Here is a 23,762-nt window from a genome sequence, read left to right on the forward strand (position 1 = left end):
GAGCGTGAATGCCCAGGTTGTCCACCTCCGCCCCCACAGCCGACCACAAGCTCGTCAAGGGACTGAACGAGGGTGACGAGGCGGCCCTGGCCGCGCTCTACGACGAGTACGGCGAGCGTCTTTACGACTACACGCTGTCGATGTCGGGCGACGGGAAAGCGGCAGCCGACATCGTCCACGACGCGTTCATCGACGCCGGCCGCCGCGCTCCCCGAATGCGCGACCACCTGTATCTGAGTTCCTGGCTGTACGGCGCGGCGCGGCGCCGCTGCATCCGCCGCGGCCGCCCCAAGGTGCTGTTCTGGGACCGCGACGGCGAGTTCTCCGACGCGCCGTTTCTGGACCGCGCCGAAACCGGCGATCCGGTGCCGGACCGGCCGCGGTCGGACGAACTTCACGACCTTCTGCGCGCGTGCCTGTCCCGGCTGGAGCCCGTCGACCAGGAGGTGATGCTCCTGACGCACCGGCACGGCATGCGCCCGGCCCGCCTCGGGGCGGCGCTCGGCCTGTCGGCGCGGCGGGCCGCCGCGCGGGAGCGCAGGGCGCGCGCCGAGTTCGACACCGCCCTGCGGCAGGAGACCGGCCGCGCGGGACGGGAGTGCGCCGCCGCCGCGAGCGCGGCCGAGGAGTCCCGGTCCGCGGCGATCCCCGTGCTGGCCGCACGCGCGCCGGACCGCCCGGAGGAGGCCCCTCCGGCGGAGCCGGGCAGGGCGCCGTGGTGGCGTCTCGGGCGCCGCGGCGAGGTCTCCCCGGCCGATCCCGCGACCGAGGCGCACGCCGCCGGCTGCGAGGACTGCCGTGCCCGGTCCCAGGTGACCGCGGCCGCGCTGCTGGGGCGGGCGCCCGCGCCGGTGCTGCCCGCGGCGCTGCGGCACCGCGTCATGCACACCGCGACGGACCCCGAGCTGGCGGGCTACCGCGCCGACATCGCGGCGCGCGGCGGGACGCTGACCCCGTCCGGCCTGCCGAGCCAGCCGGACGTGCCGTCGCCGTTCACGCGCCGGTGGCTGTTCACCGGGGGCGGCATGGTGGGCGCGCTGGCCGCCGCCCTCGCCGTCGCGGTCCTGATGGGCCCCGGGATCGGCGGGGGGACGCTGTCGTGGCCGCCGTTCCGCACGCATCCGGCGCCGTCGATCACGCAGGAGAGGCCGGAGGGCCAGGGGCGCGGCGGGAAGGCGCCGCAGGGGCCCGGCGGTGGGGCGCAGGCCCGTCCCGGCCAGCCGCCGCCCGCCCCGCAGACCCACGAGAAGAGCCAGGAGAGCCCGGAGGCGCCGACGCCGACGCCGCGGCATCCGGTGCCGCCGTCCAACTCGCCCAGGCCGCCCGGCGTCCTCGTGGTGAACCCCGCCAAGGTCGAGATGTACGGGACGAAGACCGCTCAGGTCAGCCTCGCGGCCAAGAGCGGCCCGGTGTCCTGGACGGCGATGACGTCATCGAACCAGCTGATCCTGTCGCAGATGCAGGGCGGCATGCCCGAGGACGGCACGACGAGCCTGACGATCACGCTGCGGACGGCGCTCATCGGCCTGCCGGGGCAGGGCACGCTGACGTTCACCGACTCCGAGGGCGCGCCGCACGAGGTGAAGGTCGTCTGGGGCGCGACTCTGCTCTAGCGGGTCAGCCGCCGGGGGCCGGGCGCTCCCCGGGGTGGCTTCTGATCATTTCGAGGTGGTCGCCGAGCGCCGCCTCGACGCGGGCCTCCATCGCCCGCGCGATGAACGGGTCGACGACCATCTTCACCAGCGGGCGCATCCGGCGGACCACGGCGGCGACCTCGCCCACCTCTTCGCCGTCCGGGACGGGCTGGCGCTCCAGCCGCGTGAACACGTGCTCCTGGACGAGGTTCACGAACCGCCCGGCGATCACGTCGCAGTCGGCGCGGATCTGCCCGGCGATGTCGAGGACGGAGTCCAGCGGGATGCCGGCGGCGACGAGCTCGGCGCCGACGTGCAGCAGCCGCGGGCTCGGCACCCGGTAGGTGTCGCCGTCCGGTTCGATCAGGCCGAGCTCGACCGTCCGCTCCAGGGTCCGGGCGACCTCGTCGTCGTCCAGGCCGGAGCCGAACTTCGCCACGAGCTCCTCGTAGGTGGCGGTGCCGGGGATCTCGTCCGACCACGGGTCGGTGAGGACCTTCTCCAGCCCGAGCACCTCGGCGACGTCCTTGCCGGTCTCCCAGGCGCCCAGCAGGTCCTTGATGATCGCGAAGGTGTAGCCCCGGGCCAGCAGCTTGCCGATCAGCCGCAGCCGCGCCAGGTGCGTGTCGTCGTACATGCCGACCCGGCCTTCGAGGCGGGGCGGCGGCAGCAGACCGCGGTCCTGGTAGGCGCGGATGTTGCGCACCGTGCTGCCCGCCAGCCGCGCCAGCTCGTCGATTCGGTACTCGGCCATGCCCCGTCCGCCGGCTCGTGTCGTCTGACCGCCGTGATCTTACCCCCACCTCATTGTTACATCGATCGATGGCACATAGGGTTGCCGCATGGCGGACGACATCGAGGAGACCCTCCTCGGCGGCCCCCTGCGCTACACGCGCCGGGAGGTCGAGGCCCGGGCGGGCGTCTCGGACGACTTCGCGCGGCGCATCTGGCAGGCGCTCGGCTTCCCCGTCCCGCCGGACGACGAGGTCGCCTTCACCGACGGCGACGTGGCCGCGCTCGTCGAGATCCGCGAGGTCCTGTCGCACGAGCTGGTGGACGAGGAGACGGTGCTCCAGCTCGTCCGCGCGGTCGGCCAGACGATGGGGCGGCTGGCCAGCTGGCTCGGCGACGTGTGGCTCCAGCGCCTGGGCGCGCTGCCGTCCGACGAGCCGGTGACGTCCGACCTGGTCACCGCGGCCCTGGTCGCCACCGAGGAGCTGCGGCCCTCGTTCGAGCGGCTGCTGCTGCACGGCTGGCGCCGCCAGCTCACCGCCGCGGGGATGCGCGCCGCCGCGTCCACCGCCGCCGCGCGGGCCGACCCCGCCGCGGGGGTCGCGCGGCTCGCGGTCGGGTTCGCCGACGTCGTGTCGTTCACCCGGCTGAGCCGCAGTCTCGACGGCGACGCCCTGGCCGGCTTCGTCGAGCGCTTCGAGTGGGCCGTCACGCACATCGTCGCCGAGTGCGGGGGCCGCGTGGTCAAGACGCTCGGCGACGAGGTCCTGTTCGTCGCGCCCGCCGCCGGGCCCGCCGCGGAGATCGGGCTGCGCGTCGCGGAGCGGTTCAACGAGGACCCCGACTTCCCCAAGGTCCGTGTCGGCCTCGCCTGCGGCGAGGTCATCCAGAGGCTGGGCGACGTGTTCGGCACGCCCGTCAACATGGCCGCGCGCCTGACGTCCACCGCCTACCCGGGCACGGTCCTGGCCGACGCCGGCCTGGTTTCGGCGCTGCCGTCCGGGCCCTACGACGCCTCCGGTCTGCGTCCCCGCCCGCTGCAGGGCCTGGGCCGCGTGCGGCCGTACCTGCTGCGCCGCCCCAAGGCGTAGGCGGCCCGCGCTTCACCCCTCCACCGCCGCCGATCCCTCCGGCGTCGGTAACGTCGCAGGTCAAGGGGTGGTTGTGCAATGCAAAATGATGTGTTGCAAATCTGGTGCCGCGCTTGGTGCGCCCCATAACCTCCACGATTACCGGCACGGAAGTCCGGTTACGCGCTCGTTGGGGTGAATGAGGTCCAATGCACGATCTGCTGGTTCGCGGGGGGACGGTGCTGGACGGCACCGGGGCTCCCGGGCGCCGCGCGGACGTGGCCGTCACCGCCGGCCGGATCGCCGCGGTCGGCGTCCTTCCCGGCGCGCGGGCGTCCGCCGAGATCGACGCGACCGGCCGGTACGTCATGCCGGGCTTCATCGACACCCACGTCCACGGCGACGCGGCCGTGTTCGACCCCGAGGTCCAGCTCGCCGCGCTGCGGCAGGGCGTCACCACGTTCGTCCTCGGCCAGGACGGGGTCTCCTACGCGCCGGCCAGTGCCGAGACGCTCCGCTACGTGAGCCGTTACTTCGCGCCGGTCAACGGCACGCACCCCGGGCTGGACGGCGGGCCGGTGACCGTCGCGGAGCTGCTCGCCTCCTACGACCGGCGAACCCCGCTCAACACCGTCTACCTGCTCCCGCACGGGACGATCCGGCACGGCGTCATGGGGACCGCCCGGCGGGCCCCGGAGGCCGCCGAGCTGGCGGCCATGCGGGCGCATGTCGAGCGCGGCCTGTCCGAGGGGGCGGCCGGGCTGTCCACCGGGCTGGAGTACGTGCCCGGCGCCTACGCCGGCACCGGCGAGATCGCGGCGCTGTGCACGCCGGTCGGCGCGGCGGGGCTGCCCTACGTCACGCACATGCGCGGGTACGAGTCCGCGGCCGGCGCGGCGATGGCGGAGGTCCTGGAGATCGCGCGGGCCGGGAACGTCGCCCCGCACGTCTCGCACTACCACGGCCCCGGCGACGAGCTGGTCGCGCTCGTGGACGGCGCGCGCGCCGAGGGCATCGACCTGACCTTCGACAACTACCCCTACCTGCGGGGGGCCAGCACGCTGACGCTCGTCACGCTGCCGGACTGGCTCCCCATCGCCGACCTCGACGGCACGCTGGAGGCGCTCGCCGACCCGGCCGTCCGGGAGCGGCTGGAGCGCGACTGGTTCGCGCACCGCCCCGAGGTGTGGCCCCGGATCACGCTCTCGCACGTCCCCGCCGACGAGTTCCGGTGGGCGGAGGGCATGAGCCTGCCGGACGCGGCCGAGCGGGCCGGGTCGGCTCCCGGGGCGTTCTGCTGCGACCTGCTCGTCGCGACCCGGCTGGAGGCCGGGTGCGTGTTCGGGCAGCCGCCGACCAACAGCGAGGAGTCGGTGCGGGCGCTGCTGCGGCACCCCGCCCAGACGACCGGATCGGACGCCATCTACCAGGGCGGGCACCCGCATCCGCGCGGCTGGGGCGCGTTCGCCCGGCTGCTCGGGCGGCACGTCCGCGAGCTCGGCGACTGGACGTGGGAGCAGGCGGCCGTGCACCTGGCCGGACGCGCCGCCGACCGGTTCGGGCTCGCCGACCGGGGCCGCGTCGAGACGGGTCGCGCCGCCGACCTCGCCGTCGTCGACCCGTCCGCCGTCACCGACCGCGCCACCTACGAAAGACCCAGGGTGCCCGCCGAAGGCGTCGAGCACGTCGTGGTCAACGGCGTCCCGGTCCTGTCCGGAGGAGTCCTCGCCGAGACGGCGAGACCGCCGGGACGGGCCCTCGCCCCCTCCTGACCCCCCAAGCCACCCCCCGCCCAGTTCGCCGAGGCCCGTCCGGGCCCGGACCAGCACAAGGAGTCCCTCATGATCGGTAGGTTCACGCGCGCCGCCGTGGCCGTCACGGCGCTGGGCACGCTGGCCGCCACCGCAGCGTGCGGCGTCGATTCCGGCGACGGCGGGTCGTCCGCCTCCGCCGGCAAGGCCAAGGCCCTCAAGGTGGGCTGGTCCACGATCTACCTGACCCCGTCGTGGATGCAGCAGACCGACAAGATGCTCAAGGACGACGTCGCCCAGCTGAAGAAGGACGGCAAGGTCGCCGACTACCAGGTCTTCAACGCCAACGGCGACACCTCCCAGCAGATCGCCCAGATCCGGGCGATGATCCAGCAGAAGTACGACGTGATCCTCGTCGACGCCGGGTCGTCCACCGCGCTGAACCCGGCGCTGGAGCAGGCCGCGGGCGCCGGGATCACGGTCGCCAACTTCGACAGCCTGGTCACCTCCGACAAGGTCGTGCGCGTCGGCACGGACCAGAAGGAGTGGGGCCGGATGATGGGCCGGTGGCTCGGGGAGAAGCTGGGCGGCAAGGGCAAGATCATCGCGTTCAACGGCCCGGCCGGGGTCGCGGTCAGCGAGGAGCGCTGGCAGGGCGCCCAGGAGGGCCTCAAGCAGTACCCGGGCGTCAAGGTCGTCTCCAACGTGCACAGCGAGTACAACCTCGCGCCGGCCGCGCAGGCGTTCGCCTCCGCCTACTCCGCCAACCCCGACATCGACGGCGTGTTCTCGCAGGGCGGGGCCCTCTCGGCCGCCGCGCTCCAGACGCTCGTCAAGCAGAAGAAGAAGCTCGTCCCGATCACCGGTGAGAACTACAACGGGTTCCTCAAGCTCTGGAACGACAACAAGGCCGGCGGGTTCTCCTCGCTGTCCACCGCCCAGCCGAACTACCTCGGCGTCATCGCGCTGCGCGCGGCGGTCGCCAAGGCCGGCGGCGCGACGGTGCCGAACCAGATCATGGTCCCGCTGCCCAAGATCACAGACGAGAACCTGAACGAGTACGTCAAGGCGGACCAGCCCGACGACTCCTACCCGATCCAGACGCTGCCGCAGTCCGAGATCGACAAGCTGATCGGCAAGTAGCGATGACACTCCTGGCCGTCGAGCGGGTCTCCAAGTCCTTCGCGGGCAACCGCGTGCTGAACGAGGTGAGCTTCGACGTCCGCGCCGGTGAGGTGCTCGCCCTGGTGGGCGAGAACGGCGCGGGCAAGAGCACCGTGCTCTCGCTGATCACGGGACTCCTGTCGCCCGACTCCGGACGCGTGGTCTACGACGGCGCGCCGGCCGGCGCCTGGTCCCCGCACCGCGCGCGGGCCGTCGGGATCGGCTCGGTGCACCAGGAGCTCAGCCTCAACCCGCACCAGACCGTCGCCGAGAACGTGTTCCTCGGCCAGTGGCCGGCGCGGCGCGGGCTCGTCCTGCGCCGCGACCTGGCCCGGCGCGCCCGGCCGCTGCTGGAGCGCGTCGGCCTGCACGCCGACCCGCTGACCCGGGCGGGACGCCTCCCGCTCGGGCAGCAGCAGCTCGTCGAGCTGGCCAAGGCGCTCGCCTCGTCCCCGCGCCTGCTGATCCTGGACGAGGCGACGTCCGCCCTGGACGACGACCAGGTCGCGTGCGTGTTCAAGGTCGTGGACGAGCTGCGCGCGGCCGGCTCGTCGGTGATCATGGTCAGCCACCGGATGGGCGAGCTGTTCGCCGTCGCCGACCGGCTGACCGTCCTCAAGGACGGCGAGGTCATGGCCACCCGCGAGCGCGCGGAGACCGGCCACGACGACATCGTGCACCTGATGATCGGCCGGGAGCTGTCCGACCTGTTCCCGCCGAAGGCCGGGGCGGGGGCCGCCCCCGCGGGCGGCGACGCCGCGGCGATCCCCTCCGAGCGGGAGATCGCCGCCGGGCGACAGGTCGCGAAGGGCTCCGCGGGGGACGCGACCCCCGTCCCCGCGGGCGGGCCGGTGCTGAGCGCGCGGGGGCTGACCGTCCCCGGCGCCTGCGCCGGCGTCGACCTCGACCTCGAACCCGGCCGGATCATCGGCCTCGGCGGCCTCCAGGGGCAGGGGCAGCGGGCGGTGCTGCGCGCCCTGTTCGGGCTCGTCCGGCACACCGGCCGGGTCGAGGTGGACGGGCGCCCCGCGCGCCTGGCGTCCCCGCGCGAGGCGATCCGCCGCCGCGTCGCCTACGTCCCGGAGGACCGCAAGGTCGAGGGCCTGCACGTGGGGCAGACCGTCCGGGCCAACCTTGCCCTCACCAACCTCGGCGTCGTGACGCCCGGCCGCAGGCTCACCACCGTCGACCGCCGCGCCGAGGACCGGCTCGTCGCCGACCTCGTCGAGCGGATGCGGATCAAGGTGACCGGCCCCGAGCAGGAGGCGCGCCGGCTGTCGGGCGGCAACCAGCAGAAGGTCGCCCTGGCCCGCTGGCTGCCCTCGGAGCCGAGGGTGCTGCTGCTGGCCGAGCCGACCCGCGGCATCGACGTCGGCACCAAGCGAGAGATCTACCACCTGCTCCGCCGGCTGGCCGACAGCGGCGTGGCGGTCCTCGTCACCTCGGGAGACACCATGGAACTCGTCGGCCTGTGCGACGAGGTCGCCGTCATGTACGAGGGCGCGGTCGTGGACCGGCTCTCCGGCGGCGGCCTCACCGAGGAGCGGCTCGTCCGCGCCTCCGTCACCGGGACGGTGGCGCATGCCTGACCGCCTCACCGCCGCGCTGCGCGGCAACCTGGACGTGACGGGCCTCGGCGCGCTGCTGGTCGTGCTGCTGGCCGTCTACAGCCACTACGACTCGCAGGTGTTCACCCCCGCGTCGATCACGATCCTGTCGGCGCAGTTCCTGCCGCTGATCCTGGCGGCGATGGGGCAGAGCACCGTCATGCTGGCGGGCGGCATCGACCTGTCGCTCGGCGCGGTGCTGTCCCTCGCGATGGCGGTGTTCGCCGTGCGCGCCGAGGACGGCGTGCTCGTCGCCGCGGGCCTGGCCCTGGCCGCCGCCGCCGCGACCGGCGCCGCGAACGGCGTGCTCGTCGCCTACGCCGGGCTGCCGCCGATCATCGTGACGCTGGCGGCGTCGTTCCTGTGGGGCGGCGTCACGCTCGTGGTCCTCCCCCAGCCCGGCGGGAGCGTCCCGTCCGGCCTGGTCAAGGCCTACAACAACGGCTGGAACGGCCTCGCGCTGCCGTTCGTGGCGATCGCCCTGGTGCTGCTGGCCTGGAAGCTCGTGCGGACGACCCGGTTCGGGCTGTCGCTGTACGCGGTCGGCGGCAACGAGCACGGCGCCTACGCCAGCGGCATCGGCACCCGCAAGGTGAAGATCTCCGCCTACGCGCTCGCGGGCGTCTTCGTCGGCCTCGCGGGCATCGGCCTCGCGATCCAGACCGGCTCCGGGGACGCCACGATCGGCACCCCGTACACGCTCAACTCGATCGCCGCGTCGGTGCTCGCCGGGGTCAGCTTCTTCGGCGGCGTCGGGCAGATGCGCGCGACCGTGCTGGCCGCGTTGCTCATCGGCCTGCTCACCAACCTGCTGCTGTTCACCGGGCTCTCGCCGTTCTACCAACTGATCATGCAGGGCGCGGTGCTGATCGTGGCGATCGCGGTCAAGACCTTCGCGACCAGGGAGAGGACGGACTGATGGCAGCGCTCTCGCGCACCGCGGGCGCCCGCCGTCCGGCGGCGGCCCTGCGGGACAACCGCGCCGCCTGGGCGTTCGGCGTGCTGATCGTGACCTGGATCGCCGCGGTTCTGTTCGCCAAGGGGTTCGACAGCGTCTCCAGCGTCCGCTACCTGGTGCAGACCGCCGCGTTCCTCGGCATCGTCGCCGTCGGCCAGACACTCGTGATCATGATGAGCGGCATCGACCTGTCGGTGTCGGGCGTCGTCGCGCTGTCGGCGGTGGTGTGCGCGCAGGTCGCGTCCGGCTCGGGCGGACCCGCGGGCGTCGCCGTCGCCCTCCTCGCGAGCCTGCTGGTCGGGCTCGCCAACGCCGCCGGGGTGACCTGGCTGCGGGTGCCGCCGATGGTGATGACGCTGGCCACCGGCACGATCGTCGCCGGCGCGCTGCTGGTCTACACCAACGGGTCGCCGAAGTCGGCGAAGGTCCCCATGCTGGCGTCCCTCGCCAACGACCGCGTCGTGGGCGTCCCGCTCGCGTTCGTCCTGTGGCTCGGCATCACCGCCGCCGCCGCGTGGCTGCTGCACGCCTCCCGCGCCGGACGGTGGGTCTTCGCGCTCGGCAACGGGGAGCGGGCGTCGCGCGCTTCCGGCGTCCCGCTCGCCCGCACCGCGTTCATTGCCTACGGGGCGTGCGCGCTGCTCGCCGGGGTGTCGGGCCTGGTGCTGCTCGGGTTCACCTCCACCAGCTCGCTCACCATGGGCAACCCGTACCAGCTGCTGTCGATCGCGTCGGTCGTGCTCGGCGGGACGTCCATCCTCGGCGGGCGCGGGCACGTCCTCGGCACGGTCGCGGGCGCGCTGCTGCTGACGCTGCTGACCGCGCTGCTGGCCGCGTGGAACGTCTCGGAGGGCGTCCGGCAGATCGTCCTCGGCCTGCTCATCATCGCGCTGCTGCTCGCCTACGCGCGGGAACGGCGGTCCTGATGACGCGCTCGGGGGAGCTGCTCAAGGCGATGGTCGGCATCGCCAGCGTCAACCCGCGCGCCGGGTCCGGTCCCGGGTTCGGGGAGGCCGCCGTCGCCGGGTACGTGCGCGGCTGGCTCGAGGCGCGCGGCGTGAAGGCGGAACTCCGGGAGGTGCTGCCGGGACGTCCCAACGTCGTCGCGACCGTGCCGGGACGCGATCCCCGCATGGTGCTGCTGGAGTCGCACCTCGACACGGTCGAGACCACCGGCATGACCGTCGACCCGTTCGCCGGGACGGTCCGGGACGGCCGCCTGTACGGGCGCGGCGCCTGCGACGCCAAGGGGCCGCTCGCCGCGTTCATGCTCGCGGCGGCCGAGCTGGCGGCCGGCGACCCGCCGCCGTTCGGGGTCGTCCTCGCCGGGGTCGTGGACGAGGAGCACGCCTACCGGGGCGTCCTCGGCCTCATCTCCGACCTCGGGGACGCGCCGATCGCCGGGGCCGTCGTGGGGGAGCCGACCGGGCTCGTCCCCGCCACCGCGCACAAGGGCTGCGTCCGCTACACCGTCCGCGCGCTGGGGACGGCCGGGCACAGCTCCCGGCCGGACGAGGCCGTCAACGCGGTCGCCCTCATGACCCGCGTGATCGACCACATCGGCGCGGCGGCGCCGGACGTCCCGCCGCACCCGCTGCTCGGGACGGCGACCCGCTGCGTCACCCGGATCCGGGGCGGCGAGGGCCCGAACACCGTGCCGGGCCGCTGCGAGATCGACGTCGACCGCCGCACCCTGCCCGGCGAGGACCCCCTCGACGTGTGGCGCCGCGACCGCGCCGAGCTGGCCGCGCTCATCCCGGGCCGCGTCGAGGTGGACGAGCCGTTCACCGTCGACTACGCCCTCGACACGCCCGCCACCAGCCCGGTCCCGGCCGCTCTGGTCCGCGCCCTGGAGGCGGCGGGACGTCCCGCGACCGTCCAGGGCATGCCGTTCGGGACCGACGCCAGCAAGCTCGCCCGCGCCGGCATCCCCTCGGTCGTCTTCGGCCCCGGCTCCATCGGCGACGCCCACTCCGCCGACGAGTCGGTCGCGCTGGCGGACGTGGATCTCGCCGCCCGCCTCGTCGCCGACACCGTCCGCTCCCTCGGCGGAGGGCGGTCATGAGGCTGACGCAGCACGTCGAGCTCGTCGGCAGCGGGGCCGCCGGGTTCGACCTCACCGACCCGCTCGACTGCCACGTCTACCTCGTGCGGGGGTCGCGGGGCGCGGCACTGGTCGACGCGGGCGCCGGGGTGTCCGCCGGGCTGCTCGCCCGGCGGATGCTCGCGGCGGCGGGGCCGGCGGGGGAGCGGCACCTGCTGCTCACCCACGGGCACGCCGACCACGCGGGCGGCGCCGCCGGGCTCGCCCGGAGCGTGGAGGGGCTCGCCGTTCGCGCGGGGGCACCGGCGAGCGACTGGATCGCCTCGGGCGACGAGGAGAAGCTCAGCGTCGACCGCGGCAAGGCCGCCGGGGTCTACCCCGAGGGCTACGCGTTCCCGGCGTGCCCGGCGGTCCGCCCCATCGCGGACGGGGAGCGCGTCGACCTCGGCGGCGGCGTCGCCCTCCAGGCCGTCGCCACCCCCGGGCACGCCGACGGGCACACCTGCTACCTGCTCGACGCGCCCGAGGGCCGCGCGCTGTTCTCGGGGGACTGCGTCTTCACCGGCGGGCGGATCTCGCTGCAGAACCTGCACGACTCGCGCGTCCCCGACTACGCCGCGAGCCTGGAGCGGCTCGCGGGGCTGGAGGTCGACATGCTGCTGCCGGGCCACCACGAGATCTCGCTCGCCCGCGCCGGGCGGCACCTGCGCGCCGCGCGGGACGTCCTGCGCCGCGGCCTGCTCCCGGGGAGCACCACATGACGACCGACCAGGCGAAACCGAGGAACCAGTCGTCGTCGCTGCGCCGCGCGCTCGCCGTCCTCGACCACGTCCGCGACCACGCCGACGCGCGCGGGGTGTCGCTGACCCGCATCGCCGACGACCTCGGCATCAGCAAGAGCACCGTGCTGCGGCTCGCGCAGCCGCTCATCGACGGCGACCTGCTCACCCGCGACCGCGAGTCCGGCTGGTTCCGGCTCGGGCACGGCGCGCTGCGGCTCGGCCAGGCGTACCTGTCGACGCTGGACATGCGGTCGGTCGCCGCCGACCCGCTGCGCCGCCTCCAGCACCTCGTGGGGGAGACGTGCCACCTCGTCGTCTACGAGGCCCCCGACGTCGTCTACATCGACAAGGTGGAGAACGAGCACAACGTCCGGATGGCGTCCCGGGTCGGGCTGCGGATGCCCGCCTACCGGACGGCCGTCGGCAAGGCCATCCTCGCCTGGCTCGGCGAGGACGACTTCCAGACGGTCGTCGCGGCCGGGATGCCCGCGCGCACCGAACGGACGATCACCGACCCGGTGCGGCTCGCCGCCGAGCTGGAGCGGGTACGGCTTTCCGGGTACGCCGTGGACGACCGGGAGAACGAGCCCGAGGTCCGCTGCGTCGCCGCGCCGATCTTCGACCACACCGACCGGGCCGTGGGGGCGCTCAGCGTCTCCGGGCTGACGTCCCGGATGACCCCGGCGCGGGTGCGGGAGGTCGGGCCCATGGTCGAGCGGGCGGGCCTGGAGATCTCCCGCGTGCTCGGCTCGTCCCGTCCGTCCCGCCGCCGTCCCGACAGAACGCGCCACGACCCGCACGAAGGGAACCAGCCGTGAGCCTCACCATTCCCGGCGAGCACGTCGACTGGCGGACCAAGGGCCTCTGGCTGCCCGGTCCGCCCGTCCCCCTGGAGGAGTTCGCCGCCGCCCGGCACCCGCTGTTCGGCGGGCCGTTCACCTGGCCGCTGATGGTGGCGCGGCGGTCGGCCCTGGACCACAACATCGCGGCGCTCGCCGCGTTCTGCCGGGAGCACGCGCTCGCGTTCGCGCCGCACGGCAAGACGTCCATGGCCCCGACGCTGTCCCAGGCCCAGCTGGACGCGGGCGCCTGGGGCATCACCGCCGCGACCGCCAACCAGGTCCTCGCCTACCGGACGTTCGGCGTCCCCCGCGTCCTGCTGGCCAACGAGCTGCTCGACCCGACCGCGCTGCGCTGGCTCGGCGGCGAGATCGACCGCGGCATGGAGTTCCTGCTGTACGCCGACTCCGCCGAGGGCGTCGCGGCGATCTCCGCGGCCGCCGGGGAGCGCCCGTTCCGGGTGCTCGTCGAGCTCGGTCACCCGAACGGCCGCACCGGCTGCCGCACCGTCGAGGAACTGGCCGCCGTCGCCCGCGCCGTCGCCGGCGCGCCCGGCACGGAACTCGCCGGCGTCGCCGGGTACGAGGGCGGGCTGCCGGACGTCGCGGCGGCGGGCGCCTACCTCGGCGCGCTGCGCGACGCGACCGTCGAGCTGTCCCCGCTTCTCCCCCGCGACGTCGTCGTCACCGCGGGCGGCAGCGCCTACTTCGACCAGGTCGCCGAGACGCTCGCGGGCGACTGGCTGCCCGGCCACGACCTCACCGTGGTGCTGCGCAGCGGCGCCTACGTCTCCCACGACGACGGCATCTACACCGAGCGGACGCCGTTCAACCGCGTCCCCGGCTCGCTGGACGCCGCGCTGGAGATCTGGGCGCAGGTCACGTCCGTCCCCGAACCCGGCCTCGCGATCGCCGGGATGGGCAAGCGGGAGGCCCCCTACGACGCGGGCCTGCCCGTCCCGCTGCGGATCCGCAAGGCCGACGGGACGACCACCCCGGCGGACGGCTTGCGCGTCACCGACACCAACGACCACCACGCCTACGTCGCGACGGGCGGCGCCTCCGTGCGTCCGGGGGACCTGATCTGCTTCGGGATCTCCCACCCCTGCACGGCCTTCGACAAGTGGCAGGTCATCCCCGTCGTGGACGACGACCACACGGTGGTCGACCTGATCCGCACGTACTTCTGAGACGGTACCTCCGAGAAGGGAACCCCATGATCCCCCGTCTGGCGCCGGGACCCGCGCTGACCGCGACCGGCGTGGTCGCGGTCGTGCGCGGCCGCCGCGCCGACCGCGTCGCCGACGTCCTGGACGCGCTGGTCGCCGCCGGCGTCCGCTGCCTGGAGGTCACCCTCAACACCCCGGGCGCGCTGGACGGCCTGCGCGCGGCCCGCGACCGGCTGCCCGCGGACGTCGAGATCGGCGCCGGAACGGTCCGCACCCGCGCGGAGGCGGAGGCCGCGGCGGACGCCGGCGCCTCCTTCCTCGTCGCCCCCGACACCCGCGAAGAGGTCGCCGGCGCGGCCCGCGACCGGGGCCTGCGCTACTACCCGGGCGCCCTCACCCCGAACGAGGTCGCCCGCGCCTGGGACCTCGGCGCCACCGCCGTCAAGATCTTCCCCGCGAACGCGTTCGGGCCGCGCTACCTGCGCGACCTCGCCGAGCCGTTCCGCGACGTGCGGCTGCTGCCGACGGGCGGCATCGGCCCGGACACCGCCGCCGGCTACATCGCGGCCGGGGCGGTCGCGGTCGGCGCCGGGGGCTCCCTCATCGGCGACGCCCTCGACGGCGGCTCCCTCACCGCCCTGGCCGACCGGGCGCGGGCGCTGCTCGCCGCGGCGGCCCCGGGGGTGGCGGCCCGATGAGCCCCGACCTCGTCACGTTCGGCGAGACCATGGCGCGGCTGGAGAACCCCGCCGTCGGGCCGATGCGGCACGCCCGCTCCCTCGACCTCGGCATCGGCGGCGCCGAGTCGAACACGGCGATCGGGCTGGCGCGGCTCGGCGGCAGCGCGGCATGGTTCGGCCGCGTCGGCGACGACGAGTTCGGCCGGCTGATCACCACGGCGCTCGCCGGGGAGGGCGTCCGGCTCGACCACACGGTGGTGGACGGGACCGCCCCCACCGCGCTGCTGTTCAAGGAGCGCCGCTCGGGCACGCTCACCCGCGTCCAGTACTACCGGACGGGCAGCGCCGGCTCCCGGCTGCGCCCGTCCGACGTCCCGCACGACCTGATCCGGGCCGCGCGCGTCCTGCACGTCACCGGCATCACCGCCGCCATCAGCGACACCGCCCGCCAGGCCCTGGACGACGCCGTCGAGACCGCGCGGGACGCCGGCGTCCCCGTCTCCCTCGACCTCAACTACCGGTCGGCGCTGTGGACGCCCGCCGAGGCCGGGGAATGCCTGCACACCCTGGTCAAGCGCGCCGACCTGGTGTTCGCGACCGAGCAGGAGGCCCGCCTCGTCGTGCCCGGCGACGACCCGGCCGCGCTCGCCGCCGCCCTGGCCGCGCTCGGCCCCCGCGACGTCCTCGTCAAGCGGGGCGCCGCCGGGGCGGTCGCGCTCTGCGAGGGGCGGCTGCACGTCCAGCCCGCCCACCGGGTCCCCGTCGTGGACCCGGTCGGCGCCGGGGACGCGTTCGCCGCCGGCTACCTCGCCGAGTTCGTGCGCGGCCTGCCCGTCGCCGACCGCCTGGCCACCGCCACGGCCGCGGGCGCCTACGCCGTCACCGTCCGCGGCGACTGGGAGGGCCTGCCCGGCCGCGCCGACCTGGAACTCTTGAAGACCGCGGAGAACGACGTCACCCGATAAGGAGACAGATATGAGCAAGCGCGAGATTCGCAGCGCGGACTCGGCCCCGCCCGTCGGCACCTACTCGCAGGGGCTCGTGGTCGGCGACTTCGTGTACACGTCCGGGATGGGGCCGCTCGACCCGAAGACCGGCGAGATCGTCGGCACGGACGTCGCCACGCAGACCCGGCAGACCCTCGCCAACCTGGCCGCGATCCTGGCCGAGCACGGCCTCGGCCTGGACGACGTGGTGAAGTCGACCGTCCACCTCCAGGACCTCCACCGCGACTTCGCCGCCTACGACGAGGTCTACCGGGAGCACTTCAGCAAGCCCTACCCGGTGCGCACCACCGTGGGCTCGCAGCTGATGAACATCCTCGTCGAGATCGACTTCGTCGCCTACAAGAAGAGCTGATGGACTCGTCCCTCTTCACCATGGTGGAGGATCTGCGCGGCGCCGACGCCGCGCGGATCCTCTCCCACGGCGCCTCCTCCATCACGATCGGCGCCGCGTACCACCGCGCCCGTGACGTGACACCGCACGGCGCAACGCGCGTGACGTTCCGCCACGACGGCGTCCATTTCCCCTTGGGCGACGTCTTCGACGGGCTTCGGCTGGTGCCCCCGGTGCAGAGGGGCGCCGACCAAGAGCCCATACGGGCGCTCAGGGCCGAGACCCGCGCCCTTGGTGTCGCGCTGCACGGCTGGGGCGTTTTCCTGCACAACACCACGCTCGGCCTGGCCTTCCCGGACGTCACACAAGAGAGCTGTTTCGGTGACCGTGCCGCGCCCGCCGACCTATGCCCGTCCCACCCGGACGTCCGCGCATATGCCATCGCGTTGGGCCGCGCCATCGCCCGCCAAGGCGTGGACTCCGTCGTCGCGGAATCCCTCCACTTCGGGACGTTCGGCCACGGCTACCACCACGAACGCTCTTTCGTCGAACTCGGCTCTGCCGCCGAGTTCGCCTTGGGCCTGTGCTTCTGCCGGCATTGCCTGGCCTTTCTCCCGGACGCCGAGAAGGCCCGCGACGCCGCGGCCCGCTTGGCCGGGGACGTCCTGGACGGTGGCCCGCCCGCCTCCGACATCCCTGAGGTCCTCACCGAGTACGCCCGCGCCCGCTCGCCGATCGTCACGTCCCTGGCCGCCGAGGTCGCCGCGGCCGTCGCCGCCGAGGGCTCGCAGCTGGCGTTCCTCGACCTCACCGGCGCCGTCCTCGGCTACGCGGACGGACGTCCCACCGGCGCCCCGGCCGCCGCGTCCGCCTGGCGGATCGGCGTCGACCCCGCCGCGCTCGGCTCGGCCGTCCCGTCCTACGCCATCCTCTGCTACGCCCACGACACCGCCCGCGTGGCCGAGGACGTGGCCGCCTACCGGGCCGTGCTGGGCCCGGACACCACGCTCCGCGCCGTCCTGCGCCCCGGCCGTCCCGACACGGCCTCGGCCGACCACCTGGCCGCCAAGGCCGCCGCCGCCCGCGCCTCCGGCGCCGACACGACCGACTACTACGCCTACGGCCTGACCCCGCTGCCCGTCCTCGACCGCATCCCCGACGCCGCGTCGCGGGGCTGACTGCGCCACCGCGGGCTCGCCTGCGGCGGGGCCCGTGCGCGTGCGGCCGGCCGCACCCGGGGCCCGTCGACGTCCCTCCGGAGCGCGTTGCCGAAGACGCTCACGCTCCGGAGGCAGCGACGGGAGGGGGCAGATTGGCGGGGGTGCTTGCAGACGCTTCCTCAGCAGTTGTACCGAACGAATGGGTCGACCTTGAAGCCGGTGTTCAGCACTCTGATCTCGGGTGTGGCCAGGCTGTAGCCCCAAGGCACATGCCCCTCGAATTTGTTGTCCGTCGCACCCAGCCCGTACCACTTCAGCTCGCTGCCCTCCCATCCCTTGACCTGAACGGCGATGGAGGTGGCCTTGCCTGCGTTCGCGACGAATCCCTTGTAGTGCTGCCTGTACCCGGGATGTCCCGCGACGGCTGTGTTGGCCCTGATGTGGATCCAGCCCGCCCCGAGGGGGACCGACCCCTCTCCATGGCAGGCCTCCCTTGCTGTGGCCGCAGATTTCGCCGGGGCCCCGACCGAGGCTGACGACGCGGCTCGTGCGCTCGAAGCCGTTCCCTCGGTGAGACCGCCCGCCGCGATCACGAGTGCGGAGATCATGATCGCCGCTCGCCGGCTCTTCCCCGTCAGACGCATCTCAGTTCCCTTCGCTACGGCCAGCGCCCCTATGCCCGGACGCGTGGGTCTTCCCATGTGAGGCGGCATTCCGCCTGGACATGTCCACGCTCCCCCTCTGCGCTGTCAGCCCGGTCACTTCCCGGTCACGCCACCTCAGTCGTGCGCGGTCGGGAGGCGGCGGGCGAACATCGGGATGATGACCGCCGCGGCCAGGACGTGTGCGGCGCACAGCATCACCTTCGTCGAGGTCGCCGTGGCGCCCGCGGCGACGGGCGTCGTGAACGACAGGACCGTCAGCGCAACGGCGGCCCGCACGAACGTCCGGGACGGCCTCCTGGCGAACCGCGCGAGGAGCATGGCGAGGACCGTCCCCCAGAACGTGCAGATGACCGTCCCCATCGCGAACATCCCGACCATGATCGGTTCGGTGGCGTCGGCGCCGACTCCGCCGGCCTCCATCGGGACGCCGGCCGCGCGGGCGGCCAGCCCGAACAGCTCCGTGGCGACGGATCCGGCCAGCGCCGCGGCGGCCCCGGTCAGCCAGATCGGGCGGGCGCTGCTGGTGAGCGTCTGGGCGAGGTCCATGATGTGCTCCTTCCAGGTCTTCTGAAAGGAGGTCGAAGCCGCGGCCCCGGAATCGACATCACCCGCCGAAGGTCTCCGGCAGATCGAAAGCGGCGAACACCCGCGCGTCCTGGAAGACGACGTTGCGCGCCACCCCCCGCGGCGTCACGGTGAAGACCTGCAGGGTGTGCAGCCGGTACGCGCCCTCGGACCGCCGGTAGGCGACAAGGGCCGGCTGCCCGTTGGCGGACGTCCGCGCCATCCGCCAGTCGGTGCCGGCCATCGCGAAGACCCGCGCCATGAACCGCCCGTAGTCGCGGCGCCCCCGATACCAGAGCGGCACGGGCGGCATCTCCATGACGGCGTCGTCGGTCAGCAGCGCCACCAGCCCGTCGACGTCGGCGGCCTCGAACGACCTCACGTAGCGGTCGAGGACGGCGGCGACCTCCGCGTCGTCCGGCTCGGTGATCTCCTCCTCCGCCGCGACGCCCGACACCCCCGCCCGGGCGCGCTGCAGGGCGCTGTTCACCGCGGCCGGCGACGTGCCCAGCAGCTCCGCGGCCTCGGCCGCGCCGAACTCCAGGACGTCCCGCAGGATCAGCACGGCCCGCTGCCTCGGCGGCAGCGCCTGCATCGCCGCCACCAGCGCCAGGCGCAGGCTGCCGCGCCGCACGACGCGCGATGCGGGGTCGTCGAGCAGCGCGTCCGGGAACGGCTGCAGCCACGGCACCTCGAACGCCGGGGTCAGCGGCGCGTCCGGGTCCTCGCTCGGCCCCCCGAGCCCGGACGGGAGCGGGCGCCGGGCCCGCCCCCGCAGCGCCGTCAGGCACACGTTCGTCGCGATCTTGTAGAGCCAGGTGCGGACGGACGCCAGGCGCGGCTCGTAGCGGTCCCGGGACCGCCACGCGCGCAGCATCGTCTCCTGGACGAGGTCCTCCGCCTCGTGCACCGAGCCGACCATCCGGTAGCAGTGCACCAGCAGTTCGCGACGGTAGGCGCCGAGATCCTCGTCCACGGTGGTCCTCCTGTCAGCGGGCGGGCGCGTTGGCGTAGGCGGCGACGAGCCAGCGCCCGTCCCGGCGCGACAGCACCCAGGTGGCGAGCCGCTCGCGTTCGGGCGGGAACTCCTGCTCCCCGGCCATGATGATGCCCGCCCTGCTGACGACGATCGCGGTGTCGCCGTACACGCGGACGTCCTGCGGCTCGTCCACGGCCCGTGACCCCTTGAGCGGCCCGTCGAACGCGGCGGCCATGTAGCCGCGAACCGCCTCGCGGCCCCGGTTGAACACACCGGGCATCACCACGGTCGCGTCCTCGACGTAGAAGTCGGCGAACGCGTCGGCGTCGCCGTCGCCCCAAGCCTTGTACAGCCGCTCGAACACTTCGCGGACTGCCGTCTCGTCGCTGTGCATCGCGTGATTCCCTTCTCGAACCGGATCGGTCGAGGTGTGTACCGCGGGGGTCTCACCGATTCATCGGTCCGCCACGAGAAATTTGCGAAGGAAACGTGAAGGGGCCCGGCGTGAACCGGGCCCCCATGGCCGTGACCGACGCATGGTCGATCACGGCCGTTCGGTGCGTCAGACCTCAGACCACGCGTGGTCCAGGGCCGCCAGCGCCATGTGCACTTCCAGGTCGACGCCGAGCGTGATGCAGTCCTCGTCGACGTCGTAACCGCCCTGGTGCAGGTCGTACTTCGGCGTGCCGGGCTTGCGCACGCCGAAGCGCCCGAGGGCGCCGTCGACCTGTTCGACGTAGAGGGAGAAGTCCTCCCCGCCGATGCTCTGACCGGTGGGGGCGATCTTGTCGTCGCCGAGCGCCAGACCCCCGGCGTACCGGAGGATCTCCACGCTCGTCGCCTCGTTGATCGTGGGCGGCAGGTCGATCGAGCTCTCCAGCTCGGCCCCGACCTTGTAGAGCCCCGCCAGATGACCGAGCAGCCTTTCCAGCTCGGCCAGGGCGAAGCGCCGGTCCTGCGGGTCCAGGCAGCGGAGCGTCCCCTCCAGGAGACCCTGGGTGGGGATCGCGTTCGCCGCCGAGCCCGCTTGGACGCGGCCCCAGGCCAGCACGTGGGCGGAACGCGAGTCGATCTCGCGTGCCAGCACCGCCGGCAGGCCGACCTGGATGGCCCCCATGGCCGTGATCAGATCGCCCGTCAGGTGCGGCCGTGCGGTGTGCCCGCCGGCCCCGGTGACGTCCACCCGGATCTTGTCGTAGGACGCCGTGATCGCCCCGGTCCGCAGACCGAGGAAGCCGACCTCCTGCGCCGGGTCGCAGTGCAGCGCGAAGATGCGCCGCACCCCGTCCAGACCGCCGGCGGCGATCACGCTCCGCGCGCCGCCGGGGAGCTCCTCGGCGGGCTGGAAGATGAGCCTGACCGTGCCGCGGAGCCAACCGGTCTCGGCCAGCATCGCCAGGAAGTGCGCCGTGCCCAGCAGCATGGTGGTGTGGACGTCGTGGCCGCAGTTGTGCGCCGCGCCCTCCACCGTCGAGCGGTAGGGGACGAGCTTGGTGTCGTGCTGGGGCAGTGCGTCGATGTCCGCGCGCAGCGCGATCATCGGCCCGTCGCCTCCGCGGACGTCGCAGATGACGCCGGTGCCGTTGGGCAGGACCCGCGGCCGGAGGCCGATCGCCGTCAGGAAGTCGACGATGATCTGGGTCGTGCGGAATTCCTCGAACGCGATCTCCGGGTGCGCGTGGAGGTCGCGGCGGATTTCGATCAGCTCCGCCTCGCACCGGCGGAGGTACTCGTCGAGCCCGCGCCTGATGCTGCGGGGGTCGAAGCCGGACGCATTGGCGCCCGGGGTCCAGATCTTGGACATGATGGTTTTCCTTCTGTGGTTTGTCGCGTGGCGTCTGATGATCGCCACGGGGAATACCGTACACGGATTACGCGAATTCGCAACATAAGTCCGGCCCTTGCAAACGGTAACCACAAGAACCGGATAAATGGGGAAAAATGGTAAGGTCGCCTAAAACCGGACTCTGTGCATTCAAAGGCTCCGGCAGGTAAAGACCGATTCGATCCCCTGATCGGGGAATGGCTCAGAGGCCGGAGCGCTGGGCGCGGGTGAGCTTCGCGACCACGAGGTCGTAGGAGTGGTCGACCAGCTCCCCCACCTCCTCGCCGGGCACCGAGCCGTCGAGGACGACGGTGTTCCAGTGCCGCTTGTTGAGGTGGTAGCCGGGCGTGACCGCGGCGTGCCGGGCGCGGAGCTCCTCGGCCAGGTCCGGGTCGCACTTGAGGCTGACGCTGGGCGGCGACGCGCCCAGCGGCACCAGCGCGAACATCCGCCCGGCGACCTTGAAGACGGCCACCTCGTCGCCGAACGGGTAGTCCTCCACCGCGCCCGGCTTGGCCAGGCACTCCGCGATCACTCGATCACGCCACGACCGGTCTGTCACCCCTCACACTCTAGGGCGGCCCCGGTTCCGGCCCGCCGGGGCCGGGACCGCCCTGCCGGGGTCAGCGGAGGTAGACGAGGCCGTCGATGCCGACCATGGGACGGCCCGAGGTGCCCGCCACGACGATCTTGATGGTGTGCGTGCCGCTGGTGCTCCAGGTGCGCGTCCACATCAGCTGGCGGTAGGCCGTGGTCGACGCCCGGGTGTCCAGCGTGCCGATCTTGGTGCCGTCCACGTAGACGTACACGGCGCCGAGGTAGGAGGCGCGCTTGAAGATCAGGCCCGCGGTGCGCCCGGTGAACGTCCAGCTCGCGCTCGCGCCCCGGTACTTGCTGTACATGCCGCGACCGCCCAGGTAGGAGCTGGTCGTGCTGACGCCCCAGGTGCCGGTGCGGCGCGCGGCGCCCTCGGTCTGGCCGCCGGTGTAGCGGCTCAGGCTGGAGGTTCCGGCGTTGCCCGCGGCGTCCGTGGCGGCCAGCGTCCAGGTCTGGGTCGTGCCCGGCTTGGAGACCGCGGCCCACTGCGTGGTGGTGGCGGCGAACGTCTTGGCCGCGGGCGACGTGGCCTTCAGCGAGCTGAGAAGGCCGTTGTCACTGGCCTTCCAGGTGAGCCAGACGGGCCACGCGCCGCTGTTGACCGTCGCCTTGCGCAGGGAGAGCGCCTCGGACGAGATGACGGGCCGCGTCGTGTCGGCGACGATCGTGAAGACGGGGGAGGCCGAGGTCGTCCCGTCGGCGAGGACCGCGTTCAGCTGGACCGAGTGCGTCCCGGGCGCGAGGGTCACCGTGGCCGAGGCGGCGCCCGCGGCCGGCGTCGCGGCGGTCGTGCCGTCCACGCTGACGGTGTAGGTCGCGCCCTCGGCCGGCGTCCAGTTCAGCGTGGCCGTGCTCTTGGTGTAGTAGCGGCCCCCCGCGGCGGTGGCGCCGGTCACGGTGGCGCTCAGGGCGGGAGTGGTGATCTGCTTGGCGGCCGTCCGGACGGCGGGGAGCGCGGAGTAGAGCTGCGCGCCCGGGCACGCGGTCGCGAACCCGTCGCGGTGACCGGAGATCGTGTTGAACTCGACCTTCTGCCCGTAGGGGTACTTCCCGCCCGTCCCGTCGGGGGCGGCCGACGTCAGCGTCGTCTTCGCCGTCGGGTCGACCCCGGTCAGCCCGAGCTTCCACGCGGCGATCTTCGCGACGCCGTCCAGGGCGGCCTTGGTGGGCGCGACGCCGGGGACGTCCGGGTCGTTCGCGGCCGTGTAGGTGCCGAGGACGGCGATCCCGGTGGTGTCGGTGTTGAACCCGTAGGTGTGGGCGCCGTGGACGGGGCGGTCGGCGCCCCCGGCCCGCCCCTCGAAGGCCGTGCCGCACTTGTCGACGAGGAAGTTGTAGCCGATGTCGTTCCAGCCCTGGCTCTGCACGTGGTACAGGAACACCGACCGGATCACCGACGGCGACTCGGTGCAGGAGTACCCGTTGCCCGTGTCGGTGTGATGGACGAACGCGGCCTTGACCGAAGCGTCGTAGTCCGGCGGCTCCTTGACGAGGGATTCGTCCGCGCCCCATCCGGCCCGCGCCACGATGGCCGGCTTCGGAGCGGTGACGGGCCCGGCGAGGGGCGTGGTCGCCGCCACCAGCTGCATCCCGGTACCGCCGCCCCGCCCCGCCGCACGGGGCGTCGGCGCGGCCGCGGAGGCGCCCGGGTCGACCAGGTCGACGCGCAGGCCCTCCGGCAGCGTGCGGCCCTTCTGCCCGGTCACGCGCACGTCGACGCCGTTGGACGGGCCGACCCACAGCCCGTTCGTCCCGCCGCGTCCGCCCCGGTCGGGGGCATCGGCCAGTTCGGGCTCCAGGGCGCGCCACCCCGACCAGCGGCCGGTCTTCGCGTCCCGCGTGCGGAGCCGGACGGTTCCCCTGAGCTCCTCGCGGGGCTTGTTCCAGGTGACGCCGACCAGGCTGAAGGGCTCGGTCTCCGCGGCGGGCAGCCCCTTGGCCTTCTGGCCCGCGGCGGCCGCGGTGGCGAGGTCCGCCAGCGGGCGTGCGTGGACACGGCCAGGGCCCGGCCGGGTCGCGGACGCGGTCGTCGCCGTCGACGTGGACGAGACCGTCCAGACCACCGTTCCCGCCACCGCCACGGCGGCGAGCGACGTCCCGATCACTGTGCGCTTGAGCATGCTTCCCCGTTCACGTTCCGACCCCGGTGATCATTCAGCGCGGAGATCACGCAGAACGTTACAGCTCGTTCGGCCTTGTGCGAC

At 73.7% G+C, this 23,762-nt stretch carries 23 protein-coding genes; 15 read left to right on the forward strand and 8 right to left on the reverse strand.

The features are described 5' to 3' along the window. The first annotated feature begins 8 nt into the window (after positions 1–8). Positions 9–1,613: an RNA polymerase sigma factor gene (locus tag BKA00_RS28570; protein ID WP_185030078.1), complete on the forward strand. Its 1,605-nt coding sequence runs from the start codon at positions 9–11 to the stop codon at positions 1,611–1,613. 4 nt (positions 1,614–1,617) lie between these two features. On the opposite strand, the gene BKA00_RS28575 is transcribed toward BKA00_RS28570, so the two are convergent. After that, positions 1,618–2,388, reverse strand: a complete 771-nt coding sequence (locus BKA00_RS28575) for a MerR family transcriptional regulator (RefSeq protein ID WP_185030080.1) — start codon at positions 2,386–2,388, stop codon at positions 1,618–1,620. A gap of 88 nt (positions 2,389–2,476) precedes the next feature. On the opposite strand from BKA00_RS28575, the gene BKA00_RS28580 reads away from it, so the two are divergent. The 14 genes from BKA00_RS28580 (at position 2,477) to BKA00_RS28645 (ending at position 16,946) form a co-directional block, all read left to right on the forward strand. After that, positions 2,477–3,457, forward strand: coding sequence for an adenylate/guanylate cyclase domain-containing protein (locus tag BKA00_RS28580; RefSeq protein WP_185030082.1), 981 nt, complete (start codon positions 2,477–2,479; stop codon positions 3,455–3,457). Between the two features lie 188 nt (positions 3,458–3,645). Then, on the forward strand, positions 3,646–5,208 hold the full coding sequence (locus tag BKA00_RS28585) for an N-acyl-D-amino-acid deacylase family protein (protein ID WP_185030084.1): 1,563 nt from the start codon (positions 3,646–3,648) through the stop codon (positions 5,206–5,208). 69 nt (positions 5,209–5,277) lie between these two features. Further along, entirely contained in the window at positions 5,278–6,330 is a 1,053-nt protein-coding gene (locus BKA00_RS28590; protein ID WP_185030086.1) for an ABC transporter substrate-binding protein, read from the forward strand. Positions 6,331–6,332: 2 nt separating this feature from the next. After that, positions 6,333–7,940 carry a sugar ABC transporter ATP-binding protein gene (locus tag BKA00_RS28595; protein ID WP_185030088.1) on the forward strand — a complete coding sequence of 536 codons (1,608 nt, stop codon included), beginning with the start codon at positions 6,333–6,335 and terminating at the stop codon, positions 7,938–7,940. Next, a complete protein-coding gene (locus BKA00_RS28600) occupies positions 7,933–8,877 on the forward strand; it encodes an ABC transporter permease (protein ID WP_185030091.1) in 945 nt (314 codons plus the stop codon). The genes BKA00_RS28595 and BKA00_RS28600 overlap by 8 nt, the downstream gene beginning before the upstream one ends. Continuing rightward, positions 8,877–9,842 carry an ABC transporter permease gene (locus BKA00_RS28605; RefSeq protein WP_185030094.1) on the forward strand — a complete coding sequence of 322 codons (966 nt, stop codon included), beginning with the start codon at positions 8,877–8,879 and terminating at the stop codon, positions 9,840–9,842. The genes BKA00_RS28600 and BKA00_RS28605 overlap by 1 nt, the downstream gene beginning before the upstream one ends. Continuing rightward, entirely contained in the window at positions 9,842–10,981 is a 1,140-nt protein-coding gene (locus tag BKA00_RS28610; protein WP_185030096.1) for a M20 family metallopeptidase, read from the forward strand. Before BKA00_RS28605 ends, BKA00_RS28610 begins: the two co-directional genes overlap by 1 nt. Further along, positions 10,978–11,721, forward strand: a complete 744-nt coding sequence (locus BKA00_RS28615) for an MBL fold metallo-hydrolase (protein WP_185030098.1) — start codon at positions 10,978–10,980, stop codon at positions 11,719–11,721. The genes BKA00_RS28610 and BKA00_RS28615 overlap by 4 nt, the downstream gene beginning before the upstream one ends. After that, on the forward strand, positions 11,718–12,560 hold the full coding sequence (locus BKA00_RS28620; RefSeq protein WP_185030100.1) for an IclR family transcriptional regulator: 843 nt from the start codon (positions 11,718–11,720) through the stop codon (positions 12,558–12,560). The genes BKA00_RS28615 and BKA00_RS28620 overlap by 4 nt, the downstream gene beginning before the upstream one ends. Beyond that, a complete protein-coding gene (locus BKA00_RS28625) occupies positions 12,557–13,771 on the forward strand; it encodes an alanine racemase (RefSeq protein WP_185030102.1) in 1,215 nt (404 codons plus the stop codon). Before BKA00_RS28620 ends, BKA00_RS28625 begins: the two co-directional genes overlap by 4 nt. 26 nt (positions 13,772–13,797) lie before the next feature. Then, the gene (locus tag BKA00_RS28630; RefSeq protein ID WP_185030104.1) at positions 13,798–14,448 is read left to right on the forward strand and encodes a bifunctional 4-hydroxy-2-oxoglutarate aldolase/2-dehydro-3-deoxy-phosphogluconate aldolase; all 651 of its coding nucleotides are present in this window, start codon (positions 13,798–13,800) and stop codon (positions 14,446–14,448) included. Continuing rightward, entirely contained in the window at positions 14,445–15,395 is a 951-nt protein-coding gene (locus tag BKA00_RS28635; protein ID WP_185030106.1) for a sugar kinase, read from the forward strand. Before BKA00_RS28630 ends, BKA00_RS28635 begins: the two co-directional genes overlap by 4 nt. Before the next feature lie 10 nt (positions 15,396–15,405). Continuing rightward, on the forward strand, positions 15,406–15,789 hold the full coding sequence (locus tag BKA00_RS28640) for a RidA family protein (protein ID WP_185030108.1): 384 nt from the start codon (positions 15,406–15,408) through the stop codon (positions 15,787–15,789). After that, positions 15,789–16,946, forward strand: coding sequence for a hypothetical protein (locus BKA00_RS28645; protein WP_185030110.1), 1,158 nt, complete (start codon positions 15,789–15,791; stop codon positions 16,944–16,946). Before BKA00_RS28640 ends, BKA00_RS28645 begins: the two co-directional genes overlap by 1 nt. Positions 16,947–17,107: 161 nt before the next feature. Here the strand turns inward: BKA00_RS28645 and BKA00_RS28650 are convergent, their stop codons facing one another. The 7 genes from BKA00_RS28650 to BKA00_RS28680 form a co-directional block, all read right to left on the reverse strand. After that, positions 17,108–17,572, reverse strand: a complete 465-nt coding sequence (locus BKA00_RS28650) for a hypothetical protein (RefSeq protein WP_185030112.1) — start codon at positions 17,570–17,572, stop codon at positions 17,108–17,110. A gap of 135 nt (positions 17,573–17,707) precedes the next feature. Further along, entirely contained in the window at positions 17,708–18,139 is a 432-nt protein-coding gene (locus tag BKA00_RS28655; RefSeq protein WP_185030114.1) for a DUF6069 family protein, read from the reverse strand. Positions 18,140–18,197: 58 nt separating this feature from the next. Next, a complete protein-coding gene (locus BKA00_RS28660; RefSeq protein WP_185030115.1) occupies positions 18,198–19,133 on the reverse strand; it encodes a sigma-70 family RNA polymerase sigma factor in 936 nt (311 codons plus the stop codon). A 13-nt stretch (positions 19,134–19,146) separates the two neighbouring features. Then, positions 19,147–19,530 carry an SgcJ/EcaC family oxidoreductase gene (locus BKA00_RS28665; RefSeq protein ID WP_185030126.1) on the reverse strand — a complete coding sequence of 128 codons (384 nt, stop codon included), beginning with the start codon at positions 19,528–19,530 and terminating at the stop codon, positions 19,147–19,149. A gap of 168 nt (positions 19,531–19,698) precedes the next feature. Beyond that, positions 19,699–20,940 carry an amidohydrolase gene (locus tag BKA00_RS28670; RefSeq protein ID WP_185030128.1) on the reverse strand — a complete coding sequence of 414 codons (1,242 nt, stop codon included), beginning with the start codon at positions 20,938–20,940 and terminating at the stop codon, positions 19,699–19,701. Between the two features lie 223 nt (positions 20,941–21,163). Next, on the reverse strand, positions 21,164–21,523 hold the full coding sequence (locus BKA00_RS28675) for an MmcQ/YjbR family DNA-binding protein (RefSeq protein ID WP_185030130.1): 360 nt from the start codon (positions 21,521–21,523) through the stop codon (positions 21,164–21,166). Between the two features lie 61 nt (positions 21,524–21,584). Beyond that, a complete protein-coding gene (locus BKA00_RS28680; RefSeq protein WP_185030132.1) occupies positions 21,585–23,678 on the reverse strand; it encodes a peptidoglycan recognition protein family protein in 2,094 nt (697 codons plus the stop codon). Positions 23,679–23,762 lie beyond the last annotated feature (84 nt).

It is taken from the genome of Actinomadura coerulea, from assembly GCF_014208105.1.
GTDB classification, from domain to species: Bacteria; Actinomycetota; Actinomycetes; order Streptosporangiales; family Streptosporangiaceae; genus Spirillospora; species Spirillospora coerulea.